This window comes from Xenorhabdus innexi, assembly GCF_002632485.1.
GTDB classification, from domain to species: domain Bacteria; phylum Pseudomonadota; class Gammaproteobacteria; order Enterobacterales; family Enterobacteriaceae; genus Xenorhabdus; species Xenorhabdus innexi.
In genome coordinates this window covers 89,730-104,557 of the sequence record NZ_NIBU01000011.1, presented here as the reverse complement: position 1 = coordinate 104,557, position 14,828 = coordinate 89,730, and the positions used below count along the sequence as shown (strand labels likewise).

The following is a 14,828-nucleotide window of genomic DNA, read 5'->3' as shown; positions in this document are numbered from 1 at the left end:
CTCAGAGTTGGAGATAAATCTCGTGGCAAATCGATTAAATAAACGTCCTCGAAAAACGCGAGGTTATCAAACACCGAATGAGTTATTTAAAGGCATACCGACTCGTTTACTTCGTTCATAACGGTGTTGCACTTATTATGTGAATGCAAGAACAATTACCAAAATTTATATGAAGGTATTCTATTTGGAGAGAGAATAAGTAGACAAAACATTAAAAATAGAGATGAAATAAAAGCAAGATTCCGTCAACAAGAGAAACATGAAAGGTTACATAAAATTAGTGAAGCAGAACAACATGCTGAAATATATAAGGAATTATATAATTACACATTGAAGAATAAAGACAGGTTGTTGGCCGGGAATTGTCCTGATTATTGTAATTGTGCCTTTTATTATCTAATAAACAACTGTCTTGATAAGATCATAAAATTTTTTAATGCTGGTTTGGCAACCTCTAATCATGTCTATATTCAAGTATTAGGTACCTTAGGAGTATATGATCATGTTTTTATAACCATAGGCAGTTTTAATCATAATATGTTTACCCCTGTATTAGGAAGGTTATATCATCATTTACCAAAAGAATTATGGGTGTGTGATCCTTGGGCAAATATTGTTTGTCCTGCGGAAAAATATAGTGACCTGTGGAAAAACAAAATGGACAAATAGCATCATGAGGGGAAATGTCTTGTACTGGCAGGCATCCCTACTCCTGATGGGCAAGCAATCCCTCCGTCAGCTGACTGCAATTCTCCTATAAAGAAAAGCACATATCTTACAATTCAAAACAGTGTAAAAAAAGTATTTAATCTGGCAATTATATCACCTGAAAAACATGTAACAATACAGGCATTATGATTGTTAAGTCTAATAGTCAATTTATCTGATTTTATCCGCAGAATGTGTGACAGTGACGAAATATTGATAAATGGCCCGACCTGAAATGTTTTAGTTTTCTAATAAATTGCTATACTGAGAGACTTATGTACAACTGAAACGGAGTTAATTATGTTAAGTAATAGAGCTGCAAGAAGGTTGTTAGGTATGTCTTATAAATTAAGTAATTCTAAACGCAGGGTGACTATCTCTCTTCTGAAGCTCAATGATGATAAGCATCAAATACCAGAGTCTCTAAGCCACTCTTCTTTTATTTCCGTGAAACGGGATACTTCTTCAGGAAAAACCACTTATCACCCGGGAAGTGCTTTTTATCCTAAATATTTAAATATAAATCAATAGAATATTAAATTTACTTAATGAATTTGACTGTAAAACTAACCGCCCACGTCAGGGCGGTTTTGGTCTCTTTAGAAACTTAGCAAAACGATTATTTACGACGCCATGTTGTTCCCTGTGAGCCGTCTTCCAGTTCGATTCCCATCTCGTTTAACTGGTCACGGGCTGCATCTGCCAACGCCCATTCTTTGTTTTTACGCGCATCATTACGTTGTTTGATCAGTGCTTCAATTTGAGCAACATCATCATCCGCTTGCGCTCCGCCTTGTAAGAAATGCTCTGGCTCTTGCTCCAGCAGACCAAGAATACCCGACAGTTTACGCAGTTCAGCCGCCAGACCATTTGCCGCAGCCATATCTTCTGCCTTCAACCGATTGATTTCACGTGCCATATCAAACAGAACGGAATAAGCTTCCGGCGTGTTAAAATCATCATTCATTGCTTCAGTGAAACGCGCTTCAAACGTTTCTCCGCCAGCAGGCTGAGCCGTTTTATCTGTGCCGCGCAGGGAAGTGTACAGACGCTCAAGCGCTGTACGCGCCTGTTTCAGATTCTCTTCCGTGTAGTTCAACTGACTGCGGTAATGACCGGACATCAGGAAATAACGTACAGTTTCAGCATCGTAATATCCGAGTACGTCACGGATGGTAAAGAAGTTATTGAGAGATTTGGACATCTTCTCTTTATCTACCATCACCATACCGGAGTGCATCCAGTAATTGACGTAAGGGCCATCATGGGCGCAGGTAGATTGCGCAATTTCATTTTCATGGTGTGGGAACATCAAATCAGAACCACCACCGTGTATATCAAAATGATGACCAAGCGTCTTACCGTTCATAGCCGAACATTCAATATGCCAGCCCGGACGGCCTGCACCCCAAGGAGATTCCCAGCTAGGTTCGCCCGGCTTGGACATTTTCCACAGCACAAAATCCATTGGATTACGTTTAACATCGGCAATCTCAACGCGAGCACCCGCCTGTAACTGTTCCAGATCCTGACGGGAAAGCAGGCCATAATCAGGATTAGTATCAATGGAAAACATCACATCGCCATTTGTGGCAACATAAGCGTGTCCGCGCTTAATCAATGTTTCGGTGATTTCAATAATTTCTTGTATATGGTGTGTCGCGCGAGGCTCTGAATCCGGGCGTAAGATATTCAACGCATCAAAGTCATTATGCATTTCTGCCAGCATGCGCGTAGTCAGCGCGTCACAGCTTTCATTGTTTTCAATTGCACGTTTGATGATTTTGTCATCTACATCAGTCACGTTACGAACATAGTTCAGGTCATACCCCAGATAACGCAGGTAACGGGCAATCACATCAAATGCAACAAATGTTCTGCCGTGACCAATATGGCACAAATCATAAATGGTGATACCACACACGTACATGCCCACTTTGCCTTCATGAATCGGCTTAAATTCTTCTTTTTGGCGACTGAGAGTATTAAAAATTTTTAGCATCAGTGGGTTTTCCGTAAAAATTGATGTACGTGTAATAAAAGCGGACAGATCCGCTGGGTATCGGCTTCCTTATCAGCTATATAAGTAAACTATAATATGAAAAGCCAGACAGAGTATTTCACCCTGATATGGCCTGCTTTGCAAGCATTGCGATCAGCTTTGTTCGCACAGAATCGCTGAGTACTGACTCAAAATCACAGATATGGTATAAAAGCCGTTGTTCCGAACACTCTAAGAATATTAGGGTCAGCCAAGCCTGTTATTTCAGAACCACTATTTCAAAACTACTATTAGGATTTCTATTATGGTGACTTTTCATACCAATTTCGGCGATATCGTAATTAATACTTTCGCTGAAAAAGCGCCTGTAACTGTTGAAAATTTCTTGAACTACTGCCGTGACGGCTTCTACGATAACACTATTTTTCACCGTGTTATCAATGGATTCATGATTCAGGGCGGTGGCTTTGAACCAGGTATGAAGCAGAAAGCGACCAAATCCCCTATCCAGAACGAAGCCAATAACGGTCTGCAAAACAGCCGTGGTACTCTTGCAATGGCTCGCACCAACGATCCACACTCTGCAACTGCTCAGTTCTTTATCAATGTTGTCGAGAATGATTTCCTGAACTTCCGTTCAGAGCGTCCAGATGGCTGGGGTTACTGCGTATTTGCTGAAGTTGTGGAAGGCATGGATGTGGTTGACAAAATCAAGGGCGTTTCTACAGGCCGCAGCGGTATGCATCAGGATGTACCACACGAAGATGTCATCATTGAACGTGTTACTGTCAGCGAATAATTAGTCGTTACATGAGTACACTGTTTATTGCTGATTTGCATCTCAGTGAGCAAGAACCGGCAATTACTGCCGGTTTTCTACGCTTTTTACGAGAAGATGCAATCCATGCAGAAAGTCTCTATATCCTTGGTGATTTTTTTGATTACTGGATTGGTGATGATGACCCGAACCCTTTGCACACTGAAATCGCACAAGCCCTTAATTCCCTGAAACAAAAAGGTGTTCCCTGTTATTTCATTCATGGTAACCGTGATTTTCTGTTAAGTTCCCGGTTTGCCAAAAAGAGTGGAATGATCCTGCTACCACAGGAAAAGGTTCTGGAGCTATACGGTAAACGCATTCTTATCCTGCACGGCGATACACTTTGCACCGATGACACAGGTTATCAGCAATATCGTAAGCGGGTACACACCCCGTGGATTCAGCGGTTGTTTTTACTTCTTCCCCTGTTTATCCGGCTGAAAATTGCAGCCAGAATGCGGGCAGGAAGCCAGTACGCCAATAGTCAGAAATCTGAATCGATCATGGATGTTAATCAACAGTCGGTTATTGAGCATTTTAATCAATATCAGGTGGACTGGATAATCCACGGGCATACTCATCGCCCGGCAATCCACGATATTCACATCGATGATAAAATCGTACATCGTGGTGTATTGGGGGCCTGGCATCATCAGGGTTCAATGTTCAAAGTGACGAAGAATTCCATTGAACTGGTCTCTTTTCCCTTTTGAATGTGCTAAATTTTTTCTGTAAAAATCCCAAAAGCCACTCACGCAAACGTTTTCCTTATGGAATTAGCGTGATATGATCCATTACCTCACAACATTATTTTGATCTTGGTTCTGGTGGACATCCAATACAGGAGCATCTGATTTATGACGGCAAGCCCTGATCCCGCACAAACTATTTCCACGCCAGCGACGACTTTTATAACCGAAATACAACATCATGCTAAAATTGCGATTGTTATGGGCTCAAAAAGTGATTGGGCAACCATGCAACACGCTGCTGATGTTCTGACTTCTCTTGATATCCCTTTCCATGTAGAAATTGTTTCAGCGCACAGAACGCCTGATAAACTTTTTCATTTTGCTGAACAAGCGAAAGTAAATGGTTTTGATGTGATTATTGCCGGTGCGGGAGGTGCTGCGCACTTGCCGGGAATGCTGGCAGCCAAGACATTAGTCCCTGTGTTTGGTGTTCCGGTACAAAGTGCTGCCCTGAGCGGTGTTGACAGTCTGTATTCTATCGTCCAGATGCCCAAGGGTATCCCTGTTGGCACACTGGCTATCGGTAAAGCAGGTGCAGCAAATGCAGCTCTGCTTGCAGCACAGGTATTGGCATTACACGATGATACCCTGTTTCAGCGGCTGGCAGACTGGCGTCAGGCGCAAACTCAGGATGTTCTGGAAAATCCAGACCCCCGGGAGGATGCATGAAGCCTGTTTGCGTATTAGGTAACGGTCAATTAGGCAGAATGCTGCGTCAGGCGGGTGAACCATTAGGAGTAGCCGTCTATCCGATTGGACTGGATGCTGAACCAGAATCCGTTCCCTACCAACGCAGCATTATTACAGCGGAAATTGAGCGCTGGCCTGAAACGGCTTTAACCCGTGAACTTTCTCATCATAATGCTTTCATTAATCGTGATATTTTCCCGCTCCTTGCTGACCGTCTGCCACAAAAACAACTGTTAGATACACTTGGGCTGGCGACAGCACCTTGGAAGTTACTTTCCGCGCCAGACCAATGGCCATATTTTTTTAGTGAATTAGGCGATTTCATCATCGTTAAACGTCGGACGGGGGGTTATGACGGTCGTGGTCAATGGCGTATCCGGCCGGGTAAAGAAGCTGATTTACCCGCTGAAATTTATGGCGAATGTATTGTAGAACAAGGTATCCCTTTTTCAGGGGAAGTTTCTCTGGTTGGGGCGCGTAATTCGCACGGAAAATCGGTATTTTATCCACTGACCCATAATCTTCATCAGGAAGGTATTTTACGTACAAGCGTTGCATTACCGAATACAAACCCTCAGTTGCAACGACAGGCTGAAGAAATGTTGTCCAGCATTATGGAGCACCTGAATTATATTGGTGTTATGGCGATGGAATGTTTTATTGTCGGTGATGATTTACTGATTAATGAACTGGCTCCACGGGTACATAATAGTGGTCATTGGACACAAAATGGTGCTTCCATTAGTCAGTTTGAACTTCATCTACGGGCAATTCTGGATTTACCCATACCTCAACCGGAGATCCTGTCCCCTTCTGTGATGATCAATCTGATTGGTACTGAAATCAATCCGGAATGGCTCAGTTTACCGCTGGTTCATTTACATTGGTATGGCAAGGAAGTTCGGCCGATGCGTAAAGTTGGCCATCTGAATCTGGCTCATCCAGAGCAGGATATATTGAAAGCAACATTAAATAGCCTGATGCCATTATTACCAGCAGAGTATCAAAATGGTCTGGAATGGGCACAAAATAAATTAAGCTGATCTTCTCTTCCTATTTCATAACAATGAAATAATCAAAATATCAGGAGGTAGCCAGTTACTTATAGTTACTACTACTTCCTGTATTCCATGATTTTTCTTACTAATGAATCTTTCCTTAGCCCCTTGATAAGGTTCTGGACAGAGTATCCACTATTGTCCTTGTCATTTGGTCTACTTCATAATTAAGAAAATCACCGACTTTAATCTTATTCAGATTAGTCATTCTCAGTGTTTCCGGGATCAGATTTAAAGTCATTGTTTTATTTTCTTCATCAATACCATTGATAGTTAAACTACATCCATGCAAGCCTATAAAACCTTTCAGAAAAAAATATTTAATATTACCCTGAGGAATTCTGATAACTAACCGGTAAGTTTCACCCGTTGAAGTGAACTCAACCACTTCGGCTATACCTTCTATATGCCCATAAAGGCTATGCCCGCCATTTTCTTTATTCATCTGATGTGAACGTTCGATATTGACTTGATCACCAATAGAAAGAAATTTTAATGTTGTGGTATCAGCGGTAAAGCCGGAAATATCAAAAAGGACTTTATCTTCATTGAATTGGGTAACTGTCAGACAAGTACCATCAACCGCTACACTAGCACCAACAGCAACATCATCATAAAAATGGTTATTATTACTAATCGTTATTGTGCTGAAACCATTATTTTTATTGAGTGATAATACCTTTTCTTTACCCTGAACAATTCCTGTATACATGAAATTCACCCCAGAAATTAAAAGTTAATTTATTAAAACTTAAATCTGATTTATATTAAACAAATATAATTAAATTTACATTATTGCAAAACAACTTTTGTTATATAAATCAAGAATAATTTCATATAATATGAAAAAATAAAAACCCCCAACATTCAACTCTATTTCAAGTTTCCACCTGTAATATAAAAATCATCTTCTAAAACAACAATAATTAGCAGAGGTATACATCAAAAAAGGATACAGATAATGAAACTAAAATTTAAAAAATATTTATCTATATTAATTTCATTTATATCCATTCCTCTTTTTGCCCTAAATCCACCTGATATAAGTGCCTGTGCCAAGGTGGGAAAACCCATTGCAGGAGTAATATATAAAAACCCTAAGGTTGGTAAACTTATAGCCGATAGGCTTAATAAGCGATTTTACACTATAGTTAGTGAGTGTGGAACACATTTCAGCACACCAGCTTATGAATGCAGTGGGGTTATAATACGCTCAAACAGTCCAGATAAAACCAAATTTTGGGAGGGAGGAGAGTCATTTTCTTATTTACGCTCAGATCTTAATACTTATACTCTTTTTAAAAATAGACCTACAGCGTATGTTATTAATGGACGTGGTAGCTATAAAAACCCTTATGGGAAACAGGCTTTTTTTACATGTGCCTATCCCACTGATGGTTATACTGTAAGTCGTCAATCCAGATATCCTTATGGGTGTACAGAAAGTAATTTATTTCCAAAGATTCCCGGTAAATGCTCCACAAGAAAGATAACTAACCTAGAACAGTGGAAGGCAGATTTTAATAAAATTTCTGTAGAAAACGGAGAAAAGAGATATGCTCATCAGTGTTCATTTAATGCCTCCAGATCATCTGGTACAAAGGAATTTGAATTAAACTTGCAGGCAAGAAAATCATTAAATCTTAACCAAGAGATATATGATTTTATACACAATGAGATAATTATCAAACCTTGGTCTGAAGCAGGTTATAAACCCCAGCATATACCTGTAGAGGCAATAATCTATACTGATTTTAGTACAAACCCTGGAGTGCATCCTTTAAGGTACGCTCAGGCTATGCAGTGTTCATATATAAAAGCAACAATAGATAATCGTGGTACTGAAAAAAGAGTAAAATATCCAATCCCTATAATCTACCTTGATTTAGAGAGCTTACGACTTGGTGGTAGAAAAAATATATTTATGTATAGAGAGCGAGATCAAGTAAAAACAAAAATGTTTGAAAGCTTACATCCACCTGCGCTTTATTTTTTGAAAATGATTTAGTGTAGACATAAAAGTATATTCTTAAAATAAACCCAACGCTAAAAAAGAGATAATACCCATGAAATATAGCCTAATTCTAAGCTGCATTGTACTTTTAACCACTCTTTCAATTGGTTCATCTTATGCCTGGACTTGCCCTAATGATAATAAAGGATATATAGGTTCAATTCATTATTCTAATTCAGCCTATGCGCCTACTTTCACTCTCGCAGGACATTCAGGAAATTGGATGCAATTATCACCAGGTTATGGCCTTAATAGTGACTATGGACGAGCATTATTTACTATGCTATTAACAGCAAAATCTTCAGGCATTCAGGTCGAAATAGTATGTAATAATGGTACAGTTAATGAATTATATTTGTTAGATCTTGATAGTTAGTAACTATAAAAATCAAGTTAAATCACATATTAATAGATTTAAAGTTACACAACCATATAATATAAGGCGTTGACAATCAAATCAACGCCTTATTACTTTCCCCAAAATTACTCTTAGCATAAATAACTTCACTGAGCTTTCATTATAAAAATAAATTATTAGAAAATATTATTCCCCTTCATGCAGTTTTTCTATTACCGCCTTAATCCGACTTTGGTAATAACAATCAGCAGAAAAGTAAGAGTACTTCATGTTTCTGGAAAATCTGGAGAGTATACCGAGTAAATGACCATCTGTTGAAAAAATAGGGCTACCGGAGTCACCCATTCTTCCTGTCAGAGGTGACCTAAATGCATAACCATTTTTTCCATCTATCCGCCCAAATTTTTCAATTGATGTCGTCGTCGTTTGATAGTCTGGATATGGTAGCCACTCTCCGTCATCTCCCATTCTTTGATAAGCAATACCCTTAAATGGATATGCTACTCTGGGGCCTCCTTTTGAGCAGGATGGAGTAAGTTTTGCTACCTTTGCTCTTTTTCCAGCAGCAGACAGATCTCGATCCACCCTAAAAATAGCAATATCAATTGCTGGTACAAATCTTACTACGTTTTTACCCGAGTGGAGAGATGCTTTCCAGCTAAATTTAGTGCCATATCTGCTTCCATAGTTAACTGTCAGTTTCCTTTTTTTAGCATTTAACCATTTATCATTAAAACAATGAGCAGCCGTAAGAACTAAATCATTTCCAATGATGACACCACCACATTCAGATGAACCCCGTTGTGATATGTTATCATAATAAAATAAAAGCTTAACATATGATTCAACATATTTGTCATTGGGTGGATCATCTTTTGCGAATACATCTTCAGCTATTAAAATGCTCGTAAAAACAATAACAACAGCAAATACTTTAATCCAGATTTTCATTTTAAACCTCTCCGTAACATTATAAAATATCAGTTTTTTATTAGAATTAAAGATGCTTATAAAATGAAAAAATAACCATCATTATAAATTATAGTGTTTTATTCACATGCCATAAAAAAATTAACTCAAAAAAATATTTTTGGAAATTATTGAATTATTTTTAAAAAATAAACAAAAGTAAAATCGATATAAGTAAAACCAAAATCCTCACAGATAACTAAAAATATATTTTAAATTCATTACATTAAATAAGATAGAAACAAAAGCAAAATCACTGATTTTTAACCTGTTAGTTTCTTAAAATAATTATAAAAAATTCAGCATCACTCCCTCTTTCTTCTGAGCGAGTTGACTTCTCAGTATTGGTGCTATAATTGATAAAACAAAATGTAATTAATCACCTTCCCCTAACCCTGTTATAAAATAAACAGAAATTTATATTTATTTGTACAAATTTGAATAATAGAGGCAATGCTATGAAATATAAAAATCCACTTATTCTGATTGTGCTTTTTATGATTCTTTCAATTAGTTCGGCTTATGCTGGATGTCCTAAAGGTTATGATGGAACTAAAGAGATGCTCGGATACATTGGAAGTGTTTCCTATGACGCTGCTAATAATGGCACTGTTTTATTCACGCTAGCCAATTATCCAAATGACGTTATGTCATTAGCACCTGAAGTATCCATCAATACTAGAAATAAAGAATTAATAATACATATGTTATTACAAGCTCAATCTCTGGGTACTGATATTAGATTCTTATGTATAGGTGGTACAGTTAATGATATAGGTATTATGATGGAATAATAAAACTAAGTTAGTCTATAAAAGCCATATTTAATTTTAACCATAAACATACATCCATTAAACTAATTACAATTTAATAATAAGGGAACATGATGAAAAATATAGGTATAAAAAAATCGAAATACTTCTACAACGCTATGGTTACTATATTTTTAATAGCATTCTCAATTAACTCAACTTATGCTTGCCCCGGAGGAGGTAGTGAAAAAGAAATGATTGGGTATGTTGGTCAAGTTTATTATCATGCTAACAGTGGTGATGTGTTATTTTGGCTGACTTCTTATCCTCGTCATTTCGATTTAATGGCATTACCCTCTATCAATACTGAAGCTGGTAAAGTAATGGCTTACACTGTATTACAAGCACAACTTAATGGTAGTGAAGTTAAATTTACCTGCAAAGACGATAAGGTTAGTAATTTAATTATTACAACACAATAATTATAAAATTAAAATCCACCATCATAAAATAAAACACAATAAACATTAAAAACAAGGTGAAAAAATCATGAGATATATTAGCCCACTCATAACAATTATGTTTTTAATAATATTTACAACTAACTCAGCTTATGCTGAAGGGGAAACTGGCTGCCCTAAATCCAGTAGCGAATATATAGATGGGTACATAGGGAAAATCAGATATTCAACAGTTCATGTTTCTTCTGATAACACTATTCTTTTCACTTTATCTCAATATCCAAAAAACTGGATGAAACTATCAAACGGTATTAGCCTTGGAACTGTTAAAGGAAAGATAATGTTCACCTTGCTACTCTCTTCAAAACTAAATTTTAATAAAGTCAGTATTAAGTGTTCAAAAGGTGATGTACCCGAAATTATTTTACTTGATAACAACGATACAGAAGAAATACTGGAGTAAAATTTTTTATAAACATACCTCGCAACCACTTAAAATCACTTTATATATTGAGAAAAATATTTCTCCCAATGTATTTTGTTAAATTCAAAACGCATTATCACTCTAAAAAAAATAATACACTAGGATAATTAATCAGCTAAAGCAACCAAAAACCTATCAATAAAAAAGGTAAATTTATGAGATATATTTATTCCATTATTATCATAATATTTTCAATTAGTTCAAGCTATGCTAATAATATATCATGCCCTGAAGGCCATGATATAGATAAAGGGGGTAGTGCCATAGAAGGATATATAGGAGAAATAAAATATTCCACCAGCATTAAGCCTTCTGAAAGAAGAATTATTTTCACTTTATCTCAATACCCGGATAATAATATGACATTATCATCAAAAGTTGGTCCTTTTATACCGAAAGGAAAAGAAATTATTAAATTGTTAGTCTTATCAAAACTACACTTCAATAAAGTTAATATTAAATGCTTGAGTGGTGATGTATCAACAATAATTTTACTAGATAATAATGACCCTGAAGAGAAATAGAAGTAATCAATTCATATTATGATAATCCAACGTAGTTTCAATAAAAATACACACATGACATCTCGGCGGCAAGAGGACGAATTATCGGTAGCATAGATTACCAGATAGTTGAGTTGAGTGAGCACTACCAACAAGCAAACAATGCAAGATAAAAGAACTCATTATTACAAAACCTGTTACAGAAAAGTGCTGGTTTCAATACTGGCACTTTCCTGATCAGTGGGTTAACTTAGGGCTTAAAGAAGAATGTTGAGATAATGAGGAAAGAATAAGTGCCACTGTTAAGGAATGGGGAAGTGAATAACACACTCAGGTCAGTGACCGCAAAAAATATTAGCTTTTCTGCGATTTTATTATATTTTCTTCCTTCATTACCCGCAAATGCAGGAGATTTCGTTAATTTCCAGTCAATTGATACCAGTCTTTACCTTCAAGCCGACAACAAAGTTGATCCTGAGAAAACTATTTCTCCCATTATTGAAGCCTTTGGCGATTATAAAATCGGCGATATGTATGTTTACAGTATCTGGCAAAATTCTCTGCAAGATAACTATAAAGGCGATAAAAGTACCTATTACTATAAATTTGTCCCCAGACTCAGCGCCAGCAAGATTACAGGCTATAACTTTTCTTATGGTCCATTAAAAGATGTCCTGTTCGCCCAGTGGATCGCCAAAACCAAAAATATAAAATATGACTATTTCCCCGGCATCAGCTTTGACTGGCAGGTAGCCGGATTCAGTTGGCTACGGACTATTTTTTACCTTGAAAATAATGCAAAAGGCAGTTGGAACGATCAACGCATCCATATCGACTACGGCATTCCGTTCAGTAACCAAGTGGGTGATTTTCGCATTGTAGGTACTTTCGATTACACGCTGGGGAAACGTAACAACCCAGAGATGCTCGATTTCAAACCCGAATTGCATTATGACTTAGGTAAACAGTTAGGATATCAGCCCGGTCATCTTTGGACTGGGTTTGTCGTTAATCCGGTCAAAAATAAATATAAAATCAAAGATACGCCTTACTTTCGCACCAACCAATTGAGTTATGGTGTATTTATTCGGTACAGCTTTTTCTGATAACCACTTAAAATAGTACCGTTTTTACTGGTTTACATCCTTGATGGGGTCATAATGTCCACACAACACGACAAATTCGGGCGTACTTATCAGTGGTTTTTGCTGATACTTTTAGGCATGGTCTATTTTCTATCCACAGCAACAACCTTTACGTCATTGGGTGTTGTCCTGCCCAGTATGATTAATGAACTGGGCTGGAGCTGGACAGATGCCGGTTTGGGTTTCACGCTGCTTGGCCTGACCTGCGGGCTATCCAGCTTCCTGCCAACCGTTTTTATTCGCCGGGTCGGTGTTCGCTTCACACTGTTTATCGGGCTGCTGATTTTTCTGATCGGTTTCTACAACCTCTATCATACCCATACCATTGCATCCTATTTCATCGGAACCGCTTTTATTGGTGTCGGTTTTACCTTCTTGGCAACCGTGCCCGGTACTTATGTTATTTCACGCTTATATGAAAAGCAGTCTCTGGCTTTCGGCTTCTATTTTACCATTGGCGGGCTGGGTGGCGTGGTTGGCCCGTGGATCTATTTTTTGGCAACCCGGGTCTGGGGCACGTGGCGGATGCACTGGATGATCTCTGCCATTGTTCTCACTGCTTTTGTTATTCTGACGATTCTTACCCTTCAGGAAGGGGAAAAGGAAATTGCCCACGCCAAAGCTGTCAGCCAAAAAAATAATAGCGAAAATTTATCCGGTATCTATCGTACCCAACAGTTCTGGACAGCCCGACAAGCACTGAGAACATGGCAATTTTATGTTATTGCTGCCACTTATACGGCATTTTTATGGTGTGGTATTACAGTTAATAGTTTCGCCGTCGCTCATATTATTGAAAATGGTTTCAATGAAGCCATTGCCGCAGGGCTGTTGAGTTCCATGGCTTTTATTAATGCATTTTCAAGACTGGCCGGAGGTGCTGCCGGGGAATGGCTGGAACCGAAAAAATTGCTGCTCGGCAGCCTGACTATTATCATTCTTGGCTTAATCGCCCTGAGTATTGCCTCTTCATGGCCATTCCTGATTGCATTTACTCTGTGCGTCGGTATGGGATACGGTATGACTTTTCTCGCTTCCAGTGTATTGCTCGCCAATTATTTTGGCCGTAAACCTTATCTGGAACTGTTCTCGATCATGAATCTGATTTCTACACTGGCTTGCTTAGCTCCGTTCTTCGCCGGTGTCATTAAAGATTATTCCGGTAGTTTTACTTGGGCTTTCCTCATCATTGCTTTCCCTGTCTTTGCCGTATTGGTCGTAACTCTGATGATGAAACCACCCAGTCACAAAATGAGAGGCCATTCAGTTGAAACTGAATAGGATTACTTACATGAAGTAAAACACAAATAAGGAAATAGTGATGTCCAAGAAAGAGTTTGGTGTATTCCTGCCGATTGCCAAAGGTGGATGGATTATCTCCAAAAACGTGCCACCACTGGATGCATCTTATAAGCAAAACCGTGAGGCGGCTATTCTTGCCGATCAGATAGGCCTTGATTTCATTATGTCCATGGGCAAATGGCGAGGCTTTGGCGGTGAAACTGATCACTGGGGTAGTTCGCTCGAATCTGTCACCATGATGGCTGGCATTGCAGAGGTGACATCTCGGGCCAAATTAATTGCCACCGTTCATGCCGGTCTGCACAATCCGGCGGTTACCGCTAAAATGATCGCTACACTGGATCATATCAGTCAGGGGCGCGCTGGACTAAATATTGTTTCCGGTTCATTCCGCGACGAATTTGAACAAATGGGAGAATGGGACAGCAAACTGGATCACGATCAGCGTTACGCCATGACCGAAGAGTGGACACAACTAATAAAACGGCTCTGGAGTGAAAAGCGAGTTGACTATCAGGGAGCGTATTTTAACCTGAAACAGTGTGTTTCAGAACCCAAGCCTCTTTCACGCCCCCGGCCTTATCTGGTCTGTGCAGGGCAATCCGATCGTGGCCTGCGTTTCAGTGTGCGCCATACCGATGTCTGTTTTATCGGTGGCAAAGATGAAGCAGAAACCCGCAGGATCAGTTTAAACGCCAAACGCATTGCCTCAGAGGCTATTCAGTATTTTTTCTGCGCAGCAGTAAGACAAGGAATGCCAGATTGACGAACTGGAGACTGGTATTCAAATCTCCCTCGCAGTTCTTCCAC

General features: G+C 38.7%; 17 protein-coding genes and 3 pseudogenes. 16 read left to right on the top strand and 4 right to left on the bottom strand.

Features of this window, described 5'->3' with window-relative positions:
* The 3 genes and pseudogenes from Xinn_RS06955 to sra form a co-directional block, all read left to right on the top strand.
* A pseudogene (locus tag Xinn_RS06955) lies at window positions 1–121 on the top strand (IS30 family transposase); the annotation flags it as partial.
* 2 nt (window positions 122–123) lie between these two features.
* Window positions 124–669 carry a hypothetical protein gene (locus Xinn_RS06950; protein ID WP_099137622.1) on the top strand — a complete coding sequence of 182 codons (546 nt, stop codon included), beginning with the start codon at window positions 124–126 and terminating at the stop codon, window positions 667–669.
* 339 nt (window positions 670–1,008) lie between these two features.
* The gene (gene sra / locus Xinn_RS06945) at window positions 1,009–1,239 is read left to right on the top strand and encodes a stationary-phase-induced ribosome-associated protein (RefSeq protein ID WP_086955457.1); all 231 of its coding nucleotides are present in this window, start codon (window positions 1,009–1,011) and stop codon (window positions 1,237–1,239) included.
* Between the two features lie 88 nt (window positions 1,240–1,327).
* Here sra and cysS read toward each other — a convergent pair whose 3' ends face one another.
* Window positions 1,328–2,710, bottom strand: coding sequence for a cysteine--tRNA ligase (gene cysS, locus Xinn_RS06940; protein WP_086955456.1), 1,383 nt, complete (start codon window positions 2,708–2,710; stop codon window positions 1,328–1,330).
* A 304-nt stretch (window positions 2,711–3,014) separates the two neighbouring features.
* Here cysS and ppiB point away from each other — a divergent pair, with 304 nt between their 5' ends.
* From ppiB to purK, 4 genes are all read left to right on the top strand, one after another.
* Entirely contained in the window at window positions 3,015–3,509 is a 495-nt protein-coding gene (gene ppiB / locus Xinn_RS06935; RefSeq protein WP_086955455.1) for a peptidylprolyl isomerase B, read from the top strand.
* Between the two features lie 11 nt (window positions 3,510–3,520).
* Window positions 3,521–4,243, top strand: a complete 723-nt coding sequence (lpxH, locus tag Xinn_RS06930; protein WP_086955454.1) for a UDP-2,3-diacylglucosamine diphosphatase — start codon at window positions 3,521–3,523, stop codon at window positions 4,241–4,243.
* A gap of 144 nt (window positions 4,244–4,387) precedes the next feature.
* Window positions 4,388–4,951 (top strand): 5-(carboxyamino)imidazole ribonucleotide mutase, encoded by a 564-nt coding sequence (gene purE, locus Xinn_RS06925; RefSeq protein ID WP_280176133.1) that lies wholly within the window; start codon window positions 4,388–4,390, stop codon window positions 4,949–4,951.
* Entirely contained in the window at window positions 4,948–6,015 is a 1,068-nt protein-coding gene (gene purK, locus Xinn_RS06920) for a 5-(carboxyamino)imidazole ribonucleotide synthase (protein ID WP_086955453.1), read from the top strand. Before purE ends, purK begins: the two co-directional genes overlap by 4 nt.
* 115 nt (window positions 6,016–6,130) lie before the next feature.
* Here purK and Xinn_RS06915 read toward each other — a convergent pair whose 3' ends face one another.
* Entirely contained in the window at window positions 6,131–6,742 is a 612-nt protein-coding gene (locus Xinn_RS06915) for a riboflavin synthase subunit alpha (protein WP_086955452.1), read from the bottom strand.
* Window positions 6,743–6,991: 249 nt separating this feature from the next.
* Between Xinn_RS06915 and Xinn_RS06910 the strand changes: the two genes are divergently transcribed.
* Window positions 6,992–8,038: a hypothetical protein gene (locus tag Xinn_RS06910; protein WP_086955451.1), complete on the top strand. Its 1,047-nt coding sequence runs from the start codon at window positions 6,992–6,994 to the stop codon at window positions 8,036–8,038.
* A gap of 58 nt (window positions 8,039–8,096) precedes the next feature.
* Window positions 8,097–8,420, top strand: a complete 324-nt coding sequence (locus Xinn_RS21755; protein ID WP_143706541.1) for a hypothetical protein — start codon at window positions 8,097–8,099, stop codon at window positions 8,418–8,420.
* 168 nt (window positions 8,421–8,588) lie between these two features.
* Here the strand turns inward: Xinn_RS21755 and Xinn_RS06905 are convergent, their stop codons facing one another.
* Complete coding sequence (locus Xinn_RS06905; RefSeq protein ID WP_086955450.1) at window positions 8,589–9,353, bottom strand: S1 family peptidase; 765 nt, start codon at window positions 9,351–9,353, stop codon at window positions 8,589–8,591.
* 476 nt (window positions 9,354–9,829) lie between these two features.
* Between Xinn_RS06905 and Xinn_RS06900 the strand changes: the two genes are divergently transcribed.
* The 7 genes and pseudogenes from Xinn_RS06900 to Xinn_RS06870 form a co-directional block, all read left to right on the top strand.
* Window positions 9,830–10,165: a hypothetical protein gene (locus Xinn_RS06900; protein WP_086955449.1), complete on the top strand. Its 336-nt coding sequence runs from the start codon at window positions 9,830–9,832 to the stop codon at window positions 10,163–10,165.
* A gap of 92 nt (window positions 10,166–10,257) precedes the next feature.
* Window positions 10,258–10,605: a hypothetical protein gene (locus Xinn_RS06895; RefSeq protein ID WP_086955448.1), complete on the top strand. Its 348-nt coding sequence runs from the start codon at window positions 10,258–10,260 to the stop codon at window positions 10,603–10,605.
* A gap of 67 nt (window positions 10,606–10,672) precedes the next feature.
* On the top strand, window positions 10,673–11,047 hold the full coding sequence (locus Xinn_RS06890; RefSeq protein ID WP_086955447.1) for a hypothetical protein: 375 nt from the start codon (window positions 10,673–10,675) through the stop codon (window positions 11,045–11,047).
* 176 nt (window positions 11,048–11,223) lie between these two features.
* A complete protein-coding gene (locus tag Xinn_RS06885) occupies window positions 11,224–11,592 on the top strand; it encodes a hypothetical protein (protein WP_086955446.1) in 369 nt (122 codons plus the stop codon).
* 272 nt (window positions 11,593–11,864) lie between these two features.
* Window positions 11,865–12,677: an outer membrane protein OmpK gene (locus Xinn_RS06880; protein WP_086955445.1), complete on the top strand. Its 813-nt coding sequence runs from the start codon at window positions 11,865–11,867 to the stop codon at window positions 12,675–12,677.
* A 54-nt stretch (window positions 12,678–12,731) separates the two neighbouring features.
* Window positions 12,732–13,997, top strand: coding sequence for an MFS transporter (locus Xinn_RS06875; RefSeq protein ID WP_169923540.1), 1,266 nt, complete (start codon window positions 12,732–12,734; stop codon window positions 13,995–13,997).
* A 40-nt stretch (window positions 13,998–14,037) separates the two neighbouring features.
* Window positions 14,038–14,718, top strand: a pseudogene (locus Xinn_RS06870) (LLM class flavin-dependent oxidoreductase); the annotation flags it as partial.
* 16 nt (window positions 14,719–14,734) lie between these two features.
* On the opposite strand, the pseudogene Xinn_RS06865 reads toward Xinn_RS06870, so the two are convergent.
* Window positions 14,735–14,828: pseudogene (locus tag Xinn_RS06865) on the bottom strand (IS5/IS1182 family transposase); the annotation flags it as partial.